Annotated in this window: 15 protein-coding genes and 1 pseudogene; 10 read left to right on the top strand and 6 right to left on the bottom strand. The window is 33.9% G+C overall.

All coding sequences use genetic code 11. From position 1 onward, the window contains the following. Positions 1-16: 16 nt before the first annotated feature. From C6H25_RS02760 to C6H25_RS02750, 3 genes are read left to right on the top strand one after another with little or no spacing between them, the layout of a single operon-like run. A complete protein-coding gene (locus C6H25_RS02760) occupies positions 17-736 on the top strand; it encodes an EI24 domain-containing protein (RefSeq protein ID WP_104747938.1) in 720 nt (239 codons plus the stop codon). Further along, positions 730-1,497, top strand: a complete 768-nt coding sequence (gene fliR, locus C6H25_RS02755; RefSeq protein ID WP_104747937.1) for a flagellar biosynthetic protein FliR — start codon at positions 730-732, stop codon at positions 1,495-1,497. Before C6H25_RS02760 ends, fliR begins: the two co-directional genes overlap by 7 nt. A gap of 10 nt (positions 1,498-1,507) precedes the next feature. Continuing rightward, a complete protein-coding gene (locus tag C6H25_RS02750) occupies positions 1,508-2,683 on the top strand; it encodes a molybdopterin molybdotransferase MoeA (protein WP_104747936.1) in 1,176 nt (391 codons plus the stop codon). 12 nt (positions 2,684-2,695) lie between these two features. On the opposite strand, the gene gltX is transcribed toward C6H25_RS02750, so the two are convergent. Next, a complete protein-coding gene (gene gltX, locus C6H25_RS02745; protein WP_104747935.1) occupies positions 2,696-4,090 on the bottom strand; it encodes a glutamate--tRNA ligase in 1,395 nt (464 codons plus the stop codon). 122 nt (positions 4,091-4,212) lie between these two features. Here gltX and C6H25_RS02740 point away from each other — a divergent pair, with 122 nt between their 5' ends. The 6 genes and pseudogenes from C6H25_RS02740 to C6H25_RS02715 all read left to right on the top strand — a co-directional run bounded on the left by C6H25_RS02740 (position 4,213) and on the right by C6H25_RS02715 (position 11,845). Beyond that, complete coding sequence (locus C6H25_RS02740; RefSeq protein WP_104747934.1) at positions 4,213-5,382, top strand: outer membrane beta-barrel protein; 1,170 nt, start codon at positions 4,213-4,215, stop codon at positions 5,380-5,382. Positions 5,383-5,384: 2 nt separating this feature from the next. Beyond that, positions 5,385-7,042: pseudogene (locus C6H25_RS02735) on the top strand (TaqI-like C-terminal specificity domain-containing protein). Then, the gene (locus C6H25_RS02730; RefSeq protein WP_104747933.1) at positions 7,008-7,871 is read left to right on the top strand and encodes a glycosyltransferase family 9 protein; all 864 of its coding nucleotides are present in this window, start codon (positions 7,008-7,010) and stop codon (positions 7,869-7,871) included. The pseudogene C6H25_RS02735 and the gene C6H25_RS02730 overlap by 35 nt, the downstream one beginning before the upstream one ends. Positions 7,872-7,938: 67 nt before the next feature. Continuing rightward, entirely contained in the window at positions 7,939-9,738 is a 1,800-nt protein-coding gene (typA, locus tag C6H25_RS02725) for a translational GTPase TypA (RefSeq protein WP_104747932.1), read from the top strand. A 335-nt stretch (positions 9,739-10,073) separates the two neighbouring features. Further along, positions 10,074-10,355, top strand: coding sequence for a hypothetical protein (locus C6H25_RS02720; protein WP_233707311.1), 282 nt, complete (start codon positions 10,074-10,076; stop codon positions 10,353-10,355). 242 nt (positions 10,356-10,597) lie between these two features. Beyond that, complete coding sequence (locus C6H25_RS02715) at positions 10,598-11,845, top strand: HD domain-containing protein (protein WP_418904539.1); 1,248 nt, start codon at positions 10,598-10,600, stop codon at positions 11,843-11,845. A gap of 267 nt (positions 11,846-12,112) precedes the next feature. Here the strand turns inward: C6H25_RS02715 and C6H25_RS02710 are convergent, their stop codons facing one another. From C6H25_RS02710 to C6H25_RS02690, 5 genes are all read right to left on the bottom strand, one after another. Next, positions 12,113-13,357 (bottom strand): RNA polymerase factor sigma-54, encoded by a 1,245-nt coding sequence (locus C6H25_RS02710; RefSeq protein WP_104747931.1) that lies wholly within the window; start codon positions 13,355-13,357, stop codon positions 12,113-12,115. A 4-nt stretch (positions 13,358-13,361) separates the two neighbouring features. Next, positions 13,362-14,084 (bottom strand): LPS export ABC transporter ATP-binding protein, encoded by a 723-nt coding sequence (gene lptB, locus C6H25_RS02705; RefSeq protein ID WP_014658778.1) that lies wholly within the window; start codon positions 14,082-14,084, stop codon positions 13,362-13,364. Then, entirely contained in the window at positions 14,085-14,486 is a 402-nt protein-coding gene (gene tsaE, locus C6H25_RS02700; RefSeq protein WP_104747930.1) for a tRNA (adenosine(37)-N6)-threonylcarbamoyltransferase complex ATPase subunit type 1 TsaE, read from the bottom strand. It abuts the gene before it with no gap. Then, entirely contained in the window at positions 14,483-16,216 is a 1,734-nt protein-coding gene (locus C6H25_RS02695; RefSeq protein WP_104748005.1) for a DNA polymerase III subunit gamma/tau, read from the bottom strand. Before C6H25_RS02695 ends, tsaE begins: the two co-directional genes overlap by 4 nt. A gap of 115 nt (positions 16,217-16,331) precedes the next feature. Beyond that, positions 16,332-17,660, bottom strand: coding sequence for an anaerobic C4-dicarboxylate transporter (locus C6H25_RS02690; protein WP_104747929.1), 1,329 nt, complete (start codon positions 17,658-17,660; stop codon positions 16,332-16,334). Positions 17,661-17,896: 236 nt separating this feature from the next. Between C6H25_RS02690 and C6H25_RS02685 the strand changes: the two genes are divergently transcribed. Beyond that, positions 17,897-18,982 carry a type II asparaginase gene (locus tag C6H25_RS02685; protein WP_104748004.1) on the top strand — a complete coding sequence of 362 codons (1,086 nt, stop codon included), beginning with the start codon at positions 17,897-17,899 and terminating at the stop codon, positions 18,980-18,982. Positions 18,983-19,011: the final 29 nt, after the last annotated feature.

The raw sequence follows: 19,011 nt of genomic DNA, 5'->3' as shown, positions 1-19,011 counted from the left end.
GCAACCAAGGTTTGTTATGACTTCATCTCTAATGATTTTAAAAAAAAGCTTTAAAGATTTTTTAAGCACCAGAATGCTTTTTATCAATCTTGGACCTGTTATTTTAAGTTTGGCGTTTTTTGGAGCTGTTTTTTATTACAATGGTGATAGCATTGTAAGTTATTGCAAAACTTTATTGCCACAATTTTTGAGTGATTATTCTCATTCTCAAGGCTTTTTTGCAAGTTTGTTTACATGGGTTTTTAAGGCATTAGTGTATTTTCTTATCTTTTGGATAGTCATTCTTTTAAGCTTAATCACTAATATTTTTATGTCTATTTTTTATACCCCTTTGGTTGTCTCTTACTTACATCAAAAGTATTATTCTCACATCGTTTTAGAAAGTTTTGGATCAACCCTTTTTTCTGCCAAGTATTTTATCAAAGCATTAATTCTTATGCTTTTCTTTATGGCACTTTTAACACCCTTATACTTCATTCCTTTTGTAGGGGTCTTTTTTTCTATGATTCCACATTTTCTCTTTTTTAAAAACACAATGAATTTGGATATAGGAAGTTCTATTTTTAACGCTAAAGATTATCAAAACTTGCTCAAACAACACCGATTAAACCATTATCGTTTTTCATTTTTTTGCTATCTTTTTTCTTTAGTCCCCTTTTTTAACTTTTTTGCAACTTTATTGCAAACCATCATGCTAACACACTACTTTTTTATCCTTAAAGAAAAAGAATGTTAGATTTCATTCAAGAGCTTAACACCCCTCATGTGAAAGATTTTTTCCTATTGTTTTTAAGGGTTAGTGGCGTGCTATCCTTTTTTCCTTTTTTTGAAAATAATTTAGTGCCATTATCGGTGCGTGGGGCTTTGAGCTTGTATGTGAGTGCGATTTTTTACCCTACCTTAACTTTCTCAAACTTCACTTACACACCTGAGAGTTTTATCATCGCATGCTTATGCGAGCTATTTTTAGGGGTGTGTGCGTCTATCTTTTTACAAATAGTCTTTGCAAGTTTGGTGTTTGCAACTGATAGCATTAGCTTTTCTATGGGGCTAACTATGGCAAGTGCTTATGACCCTATTTCAGGCTCACAAAAACCTATTGTAGGACAAGCTCTTTTATTACTAGCCATTTTAATTTTACTAGATTTATCTTTTCATCATCAAATTATTTTGTTTGTAGAGCATAGTTTAAAGGCTGTTCCTTTAGGACAATTTGTCTTTGAGCCTGAGCTAGCTAAAAATATTGTAAAAGCCTTTTCACATTTATTTGTAATAGGGTTTTCTATGGCGTTTCCTATTTTATGCTTAGTGTTATTGAGTGATATTATTTTTGGTATGATTATGAAAACACACCCTCAATTTAACCTACTAGCTATTGGTTTTCCGGTTAAAATTGCCATTGCGTTTGTAGGCATTATTTTAATCGTTTCTGCTATTCTAGGGCGTTTTAAAGATGAAATTAGCCTAGCCTTTAGCACGATTAGTAAATTATTTTAAAGGATAAAACATGATTAGTTTTAAAGAAGCTCTAAAAATCAACTCTAGCATTCCCCTAAAACTCTTAGAAACAGAAAACATCTCTTTATTTGAAAGCGTAGGGCGTATTCTAGCTAACGATGTTATTTGCACCCATGCTTTGCCAAAGTTTAATCAAAGCGCTATGGATGGCTATGGGTTTAAAACGCAAGATTTAGGCAAGAAAACCAAAGTTATCAAACACATCTTTGCTGGAGAAGATACAAGCTCTTTAGAGATTAAAGAAAATGAATGCGTAAAAATTATGACTGGAGCTATGGTGCCAAAGGGCGTAGAAACTATCATTCCTATAGAATGCATGCTAGAGAGTGATAAAAATTTCGCCCTAGCACCTAAAGATTTTAAGACTAACGCTAATATCCGCTTAAAGGGTGAAAACGCTTCTTTAAACAGCGTTTTAGTCCCTAAAAATACCCGTTTAAATTATGGACATATCGCACTCATTGCCTCTCAAGGGCTAAAAGAAATTAAAGTATTTAGAAAATTAAAAATCGCATTATTCAGTAGTGGCGATGAATTAGTGCCTTTAGGACAAAACGCCTTAGAGCACCAAATTTATGATGTCAATTCAGTAAGTATTTTTAACATGCTTAAAAACTATGACACGCATTTTTTAGGCGTTTTAAAAGATGATAAAGACTTACAGCTTAAGCAACTTGAATTAGAAGACTATGATGTAATTATTTCAAGTGCAGGAGTGAGTGTGGGGGATAAAGACTTTTTTAAAGATGCCTTGAAAGAAAAAAACGCCCGCTTTCATTATGAAAAAGTCAATCTCAAACCCGGAAAACCTGTAACTTTAGCCGAGCTTAACAAGAGTATTATTGTAGGCTTACCCGGCAATCCTTTGAGTTGCTTATTAGTATTACGCACTCTTGTTTTACCTTTGCTAGAGCGACTTTCCCTAAATAAAGACTTTAACTTAAAAACCTTTAAAGCTAAAATCAACGCTCCCTTAAAACTTAAAAACAAACGCACGCACTTAATCTTAGGCAATTATTCAAACTTTGAATTTATTCCTTACAATAACAACCGCTATGAAGCTGGAGCCATTCAAGCTCTAGCACAAGCTGATACAATCGCTTTAATTGATGAAGGAGTAGAATTAGTTCAGGGCGAAATTGAAATTTTAAGGTTTGAAAATTAAATACTTGCTAGGTTAAAAAATTTTCAAAAACTTCTCTATTCTTTTTAAACTCTCTGTTTTACCTAGAATAAAAAGCGTTTCTTTTAGTCCTATTCCGCCTCCTTTTCCTAAAAGGGCTAATCTCAAAGGTTGCATAAAATTGCCCGCTTTAATCTTTTCTTTTTCAATGATATTGTGCATGGCATTTTCTAAAGTGTTGTCATCATTGAAACTAGCTTTATCTAATTCAAGCTTAAACTTTTCTAATAATGGCACAACAACCACTTTATCAAGCTTCTTAAAAATCTTTTCTTCATACTCCATAGGAGTATTTAAAACTTCATCAATTTTAAGGGCTAGTTCTTGTAGGGTTTGTGACCTTTCTTTAAGGGCGTTAAATAAGCAATCTAATTGAGTGGGGCTTAAATGAGAAATATCACTAAAACTAAAACCCTTTAATAGTTCTAGCAATTCTTGGGTGCTTTTATTTTTCAAATAATGGGCGTTGAGCCATAATAATTTTTGCGTATTAAACGCACTGGGCGAAGAATTTAAATCTTTGGGGTTAAATAACTCTAATAATTCTTGCATGCTAAAAATCTCTTGGTCTTTATGGCTCCAACCTAAGCGCACCAAAAAGTTTAATAACGCCTCTTTTAAATACCCCATTTTAGGATAGTCCATAACACTTGTTGCGCCATCTCGCTTGCTTAATTTATGCCCTTCTTCATTTAAAATCATAGGCACATGAAAAAAGTTAGGGATTTTAAAATTTAAAGCTTCATAAAGCACGATTTGTTTAGGGGTATTAGATAGATGGTCATCGCCTCTAATAATATCTGTTATCCCCATTAGAGCGTCATCAATCGTAACGACAAAATTATAAGTAGGCGTGCCATCACTTCGTGCGATAATAAAATCATCTAATTCACTCGTATTCACGCTCACTAAGCCCTTAACGCCATCATTAAAGCTAATGATTTTATTTTCTGGCACTTTAATCCTTACTACAGGCTCTATGTTTTTAGGGGGTGTGCCTTTAAAATCACGATAGCGATTATCATAACGAGGGGTTTCTTTTCTAGCTTTTTGCTCTTCTCTTAAAGTATCTAGCTCTTCTTTACTCATGTAGCAATAATACGCCTTATCTTCATCTAAGAGTTTTTGAATATATTCTTTATACAACTCAAAGCGTTTGGATTGATAAATAATTTCGCCATCGTGTTCTAGTCCTACCCATTCAAACGCCTTTAAAATAGCCTCTGTAGCCTCCATAGAATTACGGCTTAAATCCGTATCTTCAATGCGTAAATAAAATTTTCCTTCATTAGCTCGTGCAAAAAGATAATTGAATAAAGCTGTTCTTAGACCCCCTATATGCAAATGCCCTGTAGGCGAGGGTGCAAAGCGAGTAACAATACCACTCATTATTTTAACCTTAAAATAAAATATCAATATATTGTATTCTAAATTGACTTAAAAATTCGTTTATCGGCGTTTTTTTCTAAAAAGTAGGGTATCATTGGTTATTTTTTAAAAAGGTTTAATAAATGCGAGTTAAAAAAGTATTATTGTATTTATCTTTAGTTCATTTTGGTTTTACAGAGGAAAATGGAGCTTATGCAAGCGTAGGTTTTCAATACTCTCTTATGCATGCGGTGCAACAAAATGACCCTTTTTTAAACCAAGAGCGCATTAAAACTATCATAAACGCTCAAAATAATATCGCTCAGCTTAAAAAGGTTGAAAATCAAGTGAAAGGAATGTCAAAAAACTTTGCGTATATCAATAATCAGTTAAAGCAAGCCCAAGAACAAGCACAAAAAGAAGAAAAGATAAAAAAGCTTGACCCTAGCTTTGAACCAAGTCCCGAGCAAATCAAACAAGAAGAAAAACAAAAACAAGAAGGTATGCAATACATTCAATCAGTTGTTAAAGGCATTGGAGAAATCGTAACTATAAGCCATAGTGCGAGTTCAACTCTAGGTTTAGATAAAGCGTTAGAAAACATGCAAAATCCTAAAAATTTAACTTCCCCACAAACTTTTGAAGAGAATTTAGGTAATTTAGAAAAACAATTTACACAATCACAAGGCACTATTCTTTCCAATCTATCTAGCCAAATCGCTGAAATTTCTAATTCTATCAATGCCATGCCAAAAGGCCCTTCAAGTGCGACTAACTCTAATATGTTTGGCGTAAGCTTGAATGTAGGCTATAAACATTTTTTTGGTAAGGAAAAACGCCATGGGTTTCGCTACTACTTATTCTATGAATACGGCTATTCTAACCCTAATTATCGTGGCAATGGAACAACGATTTTAGGAAAGATGAATAACCATGTTTATGGAATTGGGGCAGACTATCTATTCAACTTTATAGACAATGAAAAAACGCATTTTACAACCGGAATTTATATGGGCTTTGCTTTAGCGGGAAGTTCTTGGGTAGCAGAGGGCATGAGCATGTGGATTAGCCAAATGAATTTTATTAATAATTACTTACCTAACTATAGTGCGACAATGCACACAAGCTATTTTCAAATCCCTTTAAAATGGGGGTTTCGCACTAATATAGACAGACATAATGGTTTTGAAATAGGCATGCAAATCCCCCTAGCGGTTAATTCTTATTATGAATCCCATGGCAAGGGGCTTAATTCGGCCCTGTATTTTAAGCGCTCTATCGTATTTAGTGCGAATTATGTTTATAATTTTTGAAAATGTTTTCAAACGCTACTTCTATTGAAACAATCGCTCACTCGCTCAATGTTTCTCATAGTAGCGTGCATAATTGGATAAAAACTAATCTCTTAGAGACCATAGAAATGGATAATAAAATTTATGTCAAAACTAGCTCTTTTTTAGATTTTTGTCACAACCATTTAGGAAAAAATAAGCTTAACAAATATGCTAACAAATCCTTAAAAGACACATACAACCATAAAGAACTTACTTTAAAATATCTCAAAAAATTAGAAAGTAGCTCTCTTTTAGAAAATTTAGGTTCTTATTATGAAGAAGAACTTTCTAATACCACTAGAAATTTGGAAGGCATTTACTACACTCCAAATACAATAGTGGAGCGACTTTTTACACTTCCTAAAGATTTTGATGTATCTTGTGCTACATTTTGCGACCCGTGCTGTGGGAGTGGGAATTTTATTATGCATGCCTTAAAACTAGGTTTCAAGGTTGAAAATATCTATGGCTATGATATAGATGCCTTTGCTATCGCTTTAACTAAAGAGCGTATTAAAGAGCGTTATGGTATAGATTGCCCTAATATTTTGCAAAAAGATTTTTTAAACTTAGAACATACCCCACAATTTGATTGTATTTTCACTAATCCGCCATGGGGTAAGAAATACCATAAAAACCAAAAAGAAATTTTCAAACGGCGTTTTAATCTCATCCAAAGCCTAGATAGTGCGTCGTTATTTTTTATGGCGAGTTTAAATTGCTTGAAAGAAAACGCTCATTTGGGACTATTATTGCCAGAAAGCTGTTTGAATATTGATGTGTTTAGTGAAATGCGAGAAATCGCTCTTACATTTCAAATCAAAAAATTAATGGATTTTAACAAACCTTTTAAAACCCTAATAACTAGGGCTGTGGGTTTAGTGCTAACAAAAACCCCAAATAAAACCCCCAATAATGATGAAAAAATCTCTTGCTTTTATCAAGATAATGAGTTCAAACGCTCGCCTTATTCTTTCTCAAACAATCCTAAAAAGATTTTTAATATCCATTGCTCTAGTAAAGAAAATGAAGTTTTAGACCACCTTTTTTCCATCCCCCATATGACTTTAAAAGATAACGCTCATTTTGCTTTAGGGATTGTTACGGGTAATAACAAAGAAAAATTGTATTCTAAGCAAGAAAGAAATACCATTCCTATTTTTAGTGGTTCAGATATTTCAAAGGATAGCTTAAAAACCCCTAGTAAATTTATTAGCACTGATTTATCACAATGCCAGCAAGTTGCTCCCCTAAGTCTTTACAAGGCTAGAGAAAAAATCGTGTATAAATTCATTTCTTCAAAACTTGTCTTTTTTTGTGATACTAAGCAACGCCTTTTTTTAAATAGTGCGAACATGTTTGTTTTAAAAGAAAATTTTCCTATTCAATCTTACACATTAAAAGAGTTATTAAACAGCGATTTAATGCAATTTATTTTTGAAAAACTTTTTAGAACGCATAAAATTTTAAGAAAAGATTTAGAATGCTTGCCCCTATTTACGCAGTTTATTAACGATAAGTTTGATGAAAAAACTTATCTAGAATGCTTAGGAATAGAAAAATTAGATTCTAAACATTTTGCAATTAAATCATAAGGAAAAATCATGCATTTTGCTTGTCTTCTAGCCTTAGGGGATAATCTCATCACACTTAGTCTTTTAAGGGAGATAGCAAGTAAGCAACAAAAACCCCTTAAAATTTTAGGCACGCATTTAACCTTAAAAATTGCCAAACTCTTAGAATGTGAAAAACATTTTGAGATTATCCCTATTTTTGAAAATGTGCCAGCTTTTTATGAGATTAAAAAACAAGGCGTGTTTTTAGCGATACGAGATTTTTATTCCTTATTAAAAACAATCAAAAAATACCACATCAAGCATTTGGTTTTAGAAAAACAAGATTTTAGAAGCTCTCTTTTATCTAAGTTTATTCAAGTAAGCACTCCGAGCAAAGAAATTAAAAATGTTTATCAAAACCGCCAAGAGTTGTTTTCACAAATTTATGGGCATGTTTTTGATAGCACTCAATATTTTATAAACTCAAAAAACCCCAAAAAAATTTTGATTAACCCCTTTACTAGAGAAAATTATAGAAATATTTCTTTAGAGCATTTACAAATTATTTTAAAACTTTTAAAGCCCTTTTCTATCACGCTTTTAGATTTTGAAGAACGCTATCTTTTTTTAAAAGATGAAGTAACTCATTACTACACCAAAACAAGTTTAGAAGAAGTTAAAAATCTTATTTTAGAAAGTGATTTGTATATGGGGGGGGATTCGTTTTTAATCCATTTAGCTTACTACTTGAAGAAAAATTATTTTATCTTTTTTTATAGGGATAATGATGATTTTATGCCACCTAATTGCAAAAATGAATGGTTTTTAAAAGCCCATAGAAGCCATTTTATAGAAAAAGATTTAAGAGAAAAGTTTAAAAACTTGGGACTAGATATAACACAAACTGCTTAAACCTTTATCAAGTTAAAATGTATTATACTTCTGACTTTACACCTTTAATTTTAACATAGGAATATTGATGAAAAATATTAGAAATATCGCCGTAATTGCGCATGTTGACCATGGAAAAACCACTTTAGTAGATGGCTTGCTCTCTCAATCTGGCACATTTAGTGAGAGAGAAAAGGTAGATGAAAGAGTTATGGATAGCAATGATTTAGAAAGAGAAAGAGGTATTACTATCCTTTCTAAAAACACCGCCATTCATTATAAAGACACTAAAATCAATATCATTGACACTCCCGGACACGCTGATTTTGGGGGCGAAGTGGAGCGGGTTTTAAAAATGGTAGATGGCGTATTGCTCTTAGTAGACGCTCAAGAAGGGGTTATGCCTCAAACCAAATTCGTGGTTAAAAAGGCTTTGAGCTTTGGAATTTGCCCCATTGTTGTGGTGAATAAAATTGATAAGCCTGCTGCTGAACCTGATAGAGTGGTAGATGAAGTTTTTGATTTATTTGTAGCTATGGGGGCTAATGATAAACAACTAGATTTTCCCGTAGTTTATGCCGCTGCACGCGATGGCTATGCGATGAAAAATTTAGATGATGAAAAGAAAAATTTAGAGCCGCTTTTTGAAACGATTTTAGAGCATGTGCCAAGTCCTAGCGGAAGCGTAGATGAGCCGTTGCAAATGCAAATTTTTACGCTTGATTATGATAACTATGTGGGAAAAATCGGAATTGCAAGAGTGTTTAATGGCTCGGTTAAAAAGAATGAGAGCGTTCTTTTAATGAAAAGCGATGGGAGTAAAGAAAGTGGGCGTATCACTAAACTTATAGGCTTTTTAGGACTAGCAAGAACTGAGATTGAAAACGCAACTGCAGGCGATATCGTGGCGATTGCTGGTTTTAATGCAATGGATGTAGGCGATAGTGTAGTAGACCCTGCTAATCCTATGCCCTTAGACCCCATGCATTTAGAAGAGCCTACTATGAGCGTGTATTTTGCGGTCAATGATTCCCCTCTAGCAGGGCTAGAAGGAAAGCATGTAACCGCTAACAAGCTTAAAGACAGACTATTAAAAGAAATGCAAACTAATATCGCTATGAAATGCGAAGAAATGGGCGAAGGTAAGTTTAAAGTGAGTGGGCGTGGGGAATTACAAATCACCATTCTAGCGGAGAATTTACGCCGTGAAGGGTTTGAATTTAGTATTTCACGCCCTGAAGTGATTATTAAAGAAGAGAATGGTAAAAAATGCGAGCCTTTTGAACATTTAGTGATTGACACCCCCCAAGATTTTAGTGGGGCTATCATTGAGAGATTAGGCAAGAGAAAAGCCGAGATGAAAGCCATGAACCCTATGAGTGATGGCTATACAAGATTAGAATTTGAAATCCCAGCAAGGGGGCTTATAGGTTATAGAAGTGAGTTTTTGACCGACACTAAGGGTGAAGGCGTGATGAACCATAGCTTTTTAGAATTTAGAGAGTTTAGTGGGAGTGTGGAATCTCGCAAAAATGGGGCGTTAATTAGTATGGAAAATGGCGAAGCGACCGCTTTTTCGCTCTTTAATATCCAAGAAAGAGGCGTGCTTTTTATCAATCCACAAACTAAGGTTTATGTGGGCATGGTCATAGGCGAACATAGTAGAGATAATGATTTAGATGTGAATCCTATTAAGTCAAAACATTTAACCAACATGAGAGCTAGTGGGAGCGATGATGCGATTAAACTCACTCCACCAAGAACCATGGCTTTAGAAAGGGCGTTAGAATGGATTGAAGAAGATGAGATTTTAGAAGTTACGCCCTTAAATCTAAGGATTAGAAAAAAGATTTTAGACCCCAATATGAGAAAAAGGGCGAAGAAATAAGTATGTTTAACCATATCTTTTAAAAAGGTGTGGTTAAAAAACTATTGTTTGATAATTATACTATTAGCTCTTTTTAATTCTGGAAGTTGCAAAAAAATGATATGGCAACAAACAAAAATGAAGTAAGAGTATTGCAAAATATACAAAGGAATGCAATTTTTATGATGGAGAAAACGGAATTTTAAAAAAATGTAAAATGTTTTTGTAGAGATAAACTTGTTTTATTTTTTGAAGAAAAAGAAACCCACTAACAGAGATTTTAAACACCTTTATTCATTTCAATATCATGATATCTATTTTTGATAGTAAATTTTTGAGGTGATATTAAAGAAAAAATGAATGAACTAGTAGATGACTTAAAAGACAAAAACTTTTCAAATGTGGGGCGAGACCAAGTGCTAAAAACTTGTTTGCTTTTAATTGGTAGCAACACTGCTTTTAAATTAAGTAATTTTAATAAGCCAAATATCAAAGAAATTGAGCAAAAATACGAAAAAATTATAGAGAGCATTTATAGGGCTACAGAATTATTACAAGCTTTTGGTTATACAGATCATCTAAGCTCAGCCTACATTCTATCTACCTTAGCCTATTTTTATTTTTTAAATCAAAAATAAATAAAAAATAATAATCTTTCCGGTTAAGTTATTATAAAATAATTATATATTTTTTATAATATATAATTATTTTATAACCTAATTTTATTTGCAATATCCTTAGTTATTTTGAAAACAACTCATTTCTTATTTCACATAAATAAAATAATACCAAGATTCCTTACCACCAAAACCTATTTAAAAATAACGCCATTTTTGTTATAATACTTGCATTCTAACAATTATTCATTGAGGATATATCCATGCCTTATGGAGCACACCCTATGAAAATCAGTTTATTCCGTTGGTTTTCTTTTCTAAAAAAACCCAAGCTCCAATCTAAGCTCTTAAGACGCTTGTTTGTATCTGCCTCTATTAGGCGTTGGAATGACCAAGCATGCCCTTTAGAATTTGTGGAATTAGACAAGCAAGCCCATAAAGCTATGATTATGTATTTACTCGCTAAAGATTTAATAGATAGGGGCAAAAACTTAGATTTAGATATTTTGATTAAGTATTTTTGTTTTGAATTTTTTGAACGCTTGGTGCTAACAGATATTAAACCCCCTATTTTTTACGCTCTTCAACAAACCCATCATAAAGAATTAGCATCCTATGTTGCACAAAGTTTGCAAGATGAAATCAGCTCTTATTTTTCCTTGCAAGAATTAGAAGATTATTTAAGCCATAAGCCTAAAAATTTAGAGACTCAAATCTTAGAAAGTGCACATTTTTATGCGTCTAAATGGGAGTTTGATATTATCTATCATTTCAACCCCAATATGTATGGCGTAAAAGAAATTAAAGAAAAAATTGATAAACAACTCAAAAATAACGAGCATTTATTTGAAGGGCTTTTTGGGGAAAAAGAAGATTTGAAAAAAATGGTGAGCATGTTTGGGCAATTGCGTTTTCAAAAGCGATGGAGTCAAACCCCAAGAGTGCCACAAACAAGCGTTTTAGGGCATACCTTATGCGTAGCTATTATGGGATATTTGTTGAGCTTTGATTTAAAGACCTGTAAAAACATGCGAATCAATCACTTTTTAGGTGGACTCTTCCATGATTTACCTGAAATCTTGACACGAGACATCATTACACCTATTAAACGAAGTGTTGTGGGGCTTGATGATTGCATTAAAGACATTGAAAAAGAAGAAATGCAAAACAAAGTCTATTCATTTGTCTCTTTAGGCGTTCAAGAAGATTTAAAATATTTTACCGAAAATGAATTTAAAAACCGCTACAAAGACAAATCAAATCAAATTGTTTTTACTAAAGACGCTAACGAATTATTTGCACTTTATAATCAAGATGAATATCAAGGGGTTTGCGGGGAGCTTTTAAAAGTATGCGACCATTTGAGTGCCTTTTTAGAAGCTAAAATCTCTCTTTCGCATGGTATTTCTAGCACCGACTTAATCAAAGGGGCAGAAAACCTTTTCAAACTACGCTCACACACTCAGCTACTTGACTTAGACTTAGGAGCGTTGTTTAGGGACTTTAAATAGTTTATAGCTCTATTTTTAATGGTGTGTTGATAACTTAATAATAGAGGGCTTGCGATAGCGTTGTATAGCAAGAGATAATCTTAAAGCAACAAAAAGAAATAAAAGACTACAAACGCCTTAGTTATATGGGGGCATTTTTCAATCATTTTAAGTAACGATAAAAACAAAATTAAAAGAGCATGGGTTTTGAAATAAAAAACCTGTTTTTAACATCAATCCATATAGCATGCAAGCAATTCTTAAAAAATAATATTTTGTTTAATATTTTTAAGCACGCATTAAATAGAGCTTTTTTCTCTCGCTTGAAGAAGCGATGTTGAGTAGTTGGCGGTATTTTGTAATAGTTCTTCTCACCATTTTTAAATGGAATTTTTCTTCAATGAGTTCTAAAATCTTAGCATCGCTCAAAGGCTTTTTCTTATTTTCATTGTTAATCAATTCCAAAAGATAGTCTTTAATCACAGCGTTTGAAGTCTCACTATTGTCTAATGCAATGCTAAAGAAACTCTTAATAGGAAAAACCCCCCTTTCACATGCTAAATATTTATTAGAAATAGCCCTTGAAATCGTGCTTACAGAATGGTTAAATTCATTGGCTAAATCTAGCAATTTTAAAGGGCGTAGCTCTTTACCCTTAAAAAAATCATATTGATACTCTAAAAGCATGAGTCCGATTTTATAGATGGTAGCTTTTCTCAAATTCAAGGCATCAATCAAATCTTTGGCTTCTTTTAATTTTTCTTTCAAATAGTTTGTGTCTTTGAAATGCGTTTCTTCTAAACTAATCACAGGGTAGCTCTCATCATTCAAACGCACCACTATTTCATTATCCACTTCCACAATAAAAAGCTCAGGAATGACTTCTTTTTCTCTTTCTAAAAACTCAATAGCTGGGGGATTTTTAAAAGATTTTAAAATCTTTAAGGCTTTTTCATAGTAGAAATCTTTAGAAAATTCATGGTGTTTTTCTAAATAAAAAATAATCTTTTGAACTTCTTCATAAAGCTCGTTATTCTCTAGTTCCCTACTCTCTAACTGAAACAAAAAGCTCTCTTTAACATTCTTTGCCCCTATTCCAGCTGGGGTAAGATAGCTAAAACGCTTACGCACTTTCTCATACATTTCACTTTCTACGCCTAAAATCCTAGCCCTTTCTTCAATATTTTCTTCAAAATACCCTTCGCTATTTAACCCACTAATAATATCCATGGCGATTCTTTGAGAGATTTCAGTAGGAAATAGGGGGGGGGTAATTTGAGCTTGTAAGGTCTCAAAAAGGCTTTTTTTAGCGATAGTAAAATTCTCCAAATTATCGCTGGTATTTTTGGAATTAAACCGCTCACTAAAGCTTTTCACTCGTTTATTCTCAATTTTGATTAAGGGGTTATTGAGTGCATTTTCTTTTAAAACTTCTTCTAAGTCTTCAAGCTCGCTTTGTAAAATGGGAAGCCAGTTTTTTAAGGTAGCGTTTAATTTGTTTTTGGAACTAAGGTTTGTGCGTAAAATTGCCATTGACTTATGCCTTAAAATGCTCCCCTAAGTAATACTTACGCACTAAGGCATTCTCATAAATTTCACTAGCATTTCCGCTCGCTAAAAGCGTGCCACTTTTAATCACATACGCTCTATGGCACACGCTCAAGGTCTCTCGCACATTATGGTCTGTGATTAACACGCCGATGTTTAATTCCACTAAGCTTTCAATAATTTTTTGAATATCAATCACCGCAATGGGGTCTACCCCAGCAAATGGCTCATCTAATAGCACGAATTTAGGGTTTTTCATTAAAGCTCTTGCGATTTCTACACGCCTTCTTTCTCCCCCACTCAAGCTCATGCCTTTGCGTTTTCTAATGGCTTGGATATTAAAAGCATCTAGCATTTGCTCCATCTTTTCTTCACTCTCTTTAGAGCTTTTAAAAGTGGTCTCCCCTGCTAGGGCTAAATTCTCTTCTACGCTTAATTCTTTAAAAATACTTGATTCTTGGGGTAAGTAGCCTATGCCCAAGTTAGAACGCTTGTGTAAAGGATATTTAGCGAGATTTACATCGTTTAAAAAAACATTCCCCCCACTAGGCTCTAAAAGTCCGCATATCATATAAAAGGTGGTTGTTTTACCCGCTCCATTAGGTCCTAGAAGCCCCACTACTTCGCCACTTTTAACTTCCAAAGAAACATCTGAAACAATCTTAGTTTTTTTGATTTGTTTGTTTAAATGCTCTGCTTTTAAAATATCCATTCAAGCAACCCTTATTGTATAAAAGCGGTTTGTTAGCTCTGTTTTAATTTCTACAACCTTAATAGCTAAATCGTATTTTTTTAAAATTTTTTCTAATTTTTCATCGCCCCATTCTATAAAATGAATCCCTTTTTCTAACAAGCACTCTAGCATGCCAAGTTTTAAACAAGCTTCTAAATCACGCATATAAAAATCATAGTGAAACACGCTTTCACTATAAGCGTGCATTAAACTAAAGGTCGGCGAAGTAGCCTGCTTGTCTAAACCCAAATGTTTTAAGCAAGCTTGAACCAAGGTCGTTTTGCCACTTCCTACAACGCCTTTTAAAAAAACCACCCCCATAAAATTATCTTTCAAAATTTCACTAGCAATCTTTTCTAGCTCATCTAAATTCGCTCTCATAGTAGCTCCACGCTTTTAACCCCAAACTCACTCTTAATCTCTTTAATGAGTTCTTTATGGTTATCTATAAAATTTTGCAATTCATTTAAAGGGGGTTCTTGTATTTCTTTAGGGTTTTCTTTGTTTTGAGTTTCTTTTTTAACTTCTACCTTAGAAACTTTAGGGGTCGTTTTTGAAAGGTCTATAATTTGTTCTTGTGGGGCGTTATTCATTAATTTAGGGGTAATTTGTCCGTTATTAACTTGTTCTTGTGTGTTTAACGAAGATTTTGTATTCTCTATATCCTTAAGATTTTCTGTGCTTTTTAGGGCGATTTTAATCGTCTCGTTTTTACCAAAAACTTCATCAACAATTTTTTTGACAATTTTAAAATGCTCTCTTAAAAGTTCCTTATCCTTATCTATCGCTAGAGACTCCCAAGTGAGTGTCTTAGTATTACTATCAAAATCTACAAAACGAATACTTTTTTCAAACACAGCCCCTAGTTCATAGTTTCGCTCATAAACTAATTTTTGAACTTGCTTGAATAAATTCTGAAAAATTTGTTCTTTGGCTGATAGCGTAGAAGCTTGTAGGGTTTTTTCTTGTGGAGTTTCTAAGTTTTTGGTTTCTAATCTTGGAACTTCTTTTTCGTTATAGTTTAAGTTTTGATTTAAGGGGGGTTGAGAGATTTTTTCTTTAGTTTGTTCTAATTCTAAAATCGCATCATCTAAGGCTTTAAGCTTTAGGGCTTCTTTAAATTTCATTTTTAATAATAACAGCACAAAGCTAGAATTTGCCCCTTCTTTTAAAAGACTCAAGCTACTCATAATGATTTTAAAAAACCGCTCTATCAAAATTAACGAATATGAGCTAGGACTTAATAACTTTGCTTTCAAAAAAAGCATCATTTCTTCTAAAACGCCTTCTGTTTCATAATTTTCTAAAATTCCATAACGCTCTTGTAATAAGGCTTCATCTTGGTTGATTAAACTTTGAAAAAAGTCTTCTAATACACTTCTATCAATCGCCCCCAACATTTCAGCTACTTTACTCTCTGTGATAGAATTATTGCAATAATTTATGGCTTGTTCTAAAAGAGTGAGCGTATCTCTTAAGCTTCCTTGTCCACTGTGAGCTAGTTTTTCTAATGCACTCTCTTCATAACCCACTTTTTCTTTTTCCAAAATGGTTTTTAAATGGGCTATTACAGCAATTTCTGGGATTTTTTTAAATCTAAAATGCTGGGTGCGACTAAGGATAGTTGCAGGTAATTTCAAAGCATCAGTAGTTGCTAGAAGAAATTTCACATGACTAGGGGGTTCTTCTAAAGTCTTTAAAAGAGCGTTAAATGCTTCTGTAGTAAACATATGCACTTCATCAATGATAAAGATTTTATAACGCCCAAAGCTTGGTTTGTAGCGGGTTTGCTCTATGAGATTACGCACATCATCAATCCCCCTATTAGAAGCCCCATCCATCTCTATAATATCAATATGATGGTTATTTAAAGCACTCTCACACTGAATGCAAGTATCACAAGGCACAGCTTTTGGCCCTGCTTCACACATCAACGCTCTAGCAAAAATCCTAGAAGAGCTTGTTTTACCAGAACCCCTTAACCCACTGAATAAATAAGCATTAGCCAAACGCTTATTGTCTAGGGCTAAAGAAAGCGTTTTGGCTACGCTATCTTGTCCTACTAGCTCGCTAAAATGTTTGGGGCGGTATTTTAACGCTAAGACTTGCATATCTATCATAATCCTTAACTCAGAACTCGTTTGTGAATATTGTAATGCAAAATGACTTAAAACTCACAAAGCTCCACCCAAAAAAACAAAAAGATAAAAACCATGAAAACTAACACTATAAAATCAGCGGTGCAATAATAAAACCTAGTGCCACACTCAAAGACACGATTAAAACCCCAGGAATTAAAAACGAGTGGTCAAACACATAACGCCCCATTTTCGTGGTGCCGGTATTATCCATAGCAATCGCTCCTAGTAAAGTGGGATAAGTAGGCAATACAAATAATGCCGAAACGCTTGCAAAAGAAGCCACGATAATATACAAATATTCTGTATTATTTGCACTAATACCCAAAGCCATAATCACGCTTGGAATAAGGGCTTTAGAAGTAGCGGCTTGTGAATATAAAAGCATGGAAGCAAAAAAGAGTGCCACCGCAAGCAAAAACGGATAATCTCTAATCAAAAAAGAAGCGTAATGCTTAATTTCATCTATATGATTACTCACAAAAGTATCCCCTAGCCACGCTACTCCAAGCACGCATACGCATGCTTGCATACCGGATTTAAACACACTTGTTTGTGAAATATCGTTAGTATTTAGCTTACATAATAACACAATTAAAGTCGCCACGCTCAGCATGAAACACACAATCGCATAATCTCTACCTAAAATCACTGGCTCAATTAGAGCGATATTTTTAGAAATCGCACTCGCATAACAAACAATCGCTACAACCCCACCCATAAAAATCCATACCGATAATTTGGCATTCTTAGACACTTCTTTTTCTGCTTGAGTAGTGGGGGGCGAAATTTTACCCTGTTTCAAACGCTTCAAATAAATGGGGTCGCTATCTAATCTCAAATTCGTAAAACTCATTATAAAGGCGGTGAGTATACATGCTAGAAAAGTCGTAGAAATCCAAATCATTAAAAGCGTGAGATAGCTTGCCCCTAAGGGTTCTAAAATGCCACTCATAAACACCACAGCCGCACTTACAGGGCTTGCTGTAATGGCTACTTGACTAGACACTACCGCTAAACTTAAAGGCACTTTGGGTTTGATATTTTGACTTTGACTCACTTCAACAATTACAGGCATCAAGCAAAATGCCGTATGCCCTGTGCCAGCTAGAAGAGTTAAAAAATACGCCACGCTTGGAGCAAAATAATTGATTTGTTTGGGGTGTTTTTTTAAAAATTTTTCAGCAATTTTGACTAAGTAATCTAAGCCCCCAGCACTTTGCATGGCACTTATAGCACTAATGACTGCCATAATCACTAAAATCACATCAAAAGGGATTTTACCCGGATTTAACCCTAAAAATAAGCAAAGAATAAGCACACCCAAGCCCCCCGCATAGCCTACCCCTAAGCCCCCAAGCCTAGCCCCTAAAAAAAGTGAAAAAAGTAACACTACAATTTGAAAAAAGGTATCCATGGCTAACCCTTTTTAAATTTATTTAATAATAAGAAAACTATACTCAAAAATACTTAAAGTTTCAAACTAAATCACATTTTTTTGTTATTCAATCATTAACTTTTTACTAAATTAGATTTATTAAAAAAATACAATCAATCTTTTCTAATCTAATTAGATTGTATAAGCCGTTTGAATTAGTTTACTAACAAAATACTATACTTAAAATCACATTTAAAATCTAAAGGATAGCCATGATTAAAGCATTTTTAAGATGTTTGTTGATGGTTGTTTGTTTTAAGGGGTTACTTATGGCTCAACACTTACCTACTATCGCACTTTTAGCGACAGGCGGAACAATCGCAGGGAGTAGTGCTAGTGATAGCACCAGCAGTTATAAAAGTGGGGAATTAGGCGTTGAACAGCTTATCAATGCTGTTCCTAATATTAAAAAGCTTGCTAATCTTAAGTCTGAACAAATCTCAAATATTGGCTCACAAGACATGAATGAAGAGGTGCAATTCAAGCTTGCTAAACGCATTCAAGAGCTTTTAGATAATAAAGATATTCAAGGTGTGGTAGTTACACATGGCACAGACACTTTAGAGGAAAGTGCGTATTTTTTAAATCTCGTGGTGCATTCTAATAAGCCTATTGTATTAGTGGGAGCTATGCGTAATTCTACTTCCTTGAGTGCTGATGGTGCTCTTAATTTATACAACGCTGTGAGTGTAGCCACCAATAAAGAAAGTAAAAATAAGGGTGTATTGGTTGTCATGGACGATAATATTTTTAGCGCTAGAGAAGTTACTAAGACAAATACCACGCACACTTCTGCGTTTAAAGCCCCAAACAGCGGTGCTATAGGGAGTGTGTATTATGCTAAAGTGCGTTATTATATGCAACCTTTAAGAAAACACACTAATGAAAGCGAATTTTCTATCAGCGAGCTAGAAAAGCTAGTTAAGCATTCTTCAAACCATGATGTTCTATTGCCTAGAGTGGATATTATCTATGCTCATACTAATAGTGATGCAGAATTGTTGAATGCAAGCATCAAGCATCACGCTAAAGGCATTGTAGTTGCTGGAGTGGGTAATGGGAATGTCAATGAGACATTGCTAAAAGCTATGCAAAATGCAAGCAATCAAGGAGTTGTTATTGTGCGTTCTAGCAGAGTAGGCAGTGGTGAAACCACAAGTCCGGGCGAAATTGATGACAAGACCTACCATTTTGTAGCAAGCGATAATCTCAACCCACAAAAAGCTAGAGTGCTTTTACAGCTCGCTTTAACAAAGACTAAGGATGTAGAAAAAGTTAGAAAAATCTTTGAAAGATATTAACTATAACTAAGCTAGAATCGTAGCTTTAA

Source organism: Helicobacter cetorum, from assembly GCF_900198405.1.
GTDB classification, from domain to species: Bacteria; Campylobacterota; Campylobacteria; order Campylobacterales; family Helicobacteraceae; genus Helicobacter; species Helicobacter cetorum_C.
This window is presented reverse-complemented; position numbering and strand designations above follow the sequence as displayed.

Bases quoted from the DNA above. Each gene is read 5' to 3' on its own strand.
- lptB (WP_014658778.1), bottom strand. From the start codon at position 14,084: ATGGATATTTTAAAAGCAGAGCATTTAAACAAACAAATCAAAAAAACT.
- C6H25_RS02695 (WP_104748005.1), bottom strand. From the start codon at position 16,216: ATGCAAGTCTTAGCGTTAAAATACCGCCCCAAACATTTTAGCGAGCTA.
- C6H25_RS02710 (WP_104747931.1), bottom strand. From the start codon at position 13,357: ATGGCAATTTTACGCACAAACCTTAGTTCCAAAAACAAATTAAACGCT.
- C6H25_RS02730 (WP_104747933.1), top strand. From the start codon at position 7,008: ATGCATTTTGCTTGTCTTCTAGCCTTAGGGGATAATCTCATCACACTT.
- C6H25_RS02690 (WP_104747929.1), bottom strand. From the start codon at position 17,660: ATGGATACCTTTTTTCAAATTGTAGTGTTACTTTTTTCACTTTTTTTA.
- C6H25_RS02750 (WP_104747936.1), top strand. From the start codon at position 1,508: ATGATTAGTTTTAAAGAAGCTCTAAAAATCAACTCTAGCATTCCCCTA.
- C6H25_RS02720 (WP_233707311.1), top strand. From the start codon at position 10,074: ATGAATGAACTAGTAGATGACTTAAAAGACAAAAACTTTTCAAATGTG.
- C6H25_RS02715 (WP_418904539.1), top strand. From the start codon at position 10,598: ATGCCTTATGGAGCACACCCTATGAAAATCAGTTTATTCCGTTGGTTT.
- tsaE (WP_104747930.1), bottom strand. From the start codon at position 14,486: ATGAGAGCGAATTTAGATGAGCTAGAAAAGATTGCTAGTGAAATTTTG.
- fliR (WP_104747937.1), top strand. From the start codon at position 730: ATGTTAGATTTCATTCAAGAGCTTAACACCCCTCATGTGAAAGATTTT.
- C6H25_RS02740 (WP_104747934.1), top strand. From the start codon at position 4,213: ATGCGAGTTAAAAAAGTATTATTGTATTTATCTTTAGTTCATTTTGGT.
- C6H25_RS02760 (WP_104747938.1), top strand. From the start codon at position 17: ATGACTTCATCTCTAATGATTTTAAAAAAAAGCTTTAAAGATTTTTTA.
- typA (WP_104747932.1), top strand. From the start codon at position 7,939: ATGAAAAATATTAGAAATATCGCCGTAATTGCGCATGTTGACCATGGA.
- gltX (WP_104747935.1), bottom strand. From the start codon at position 4,090: ATGAGTGGTATTGTTACTCGCTTTGCACCCTCGCCTACAGGGCATTTG.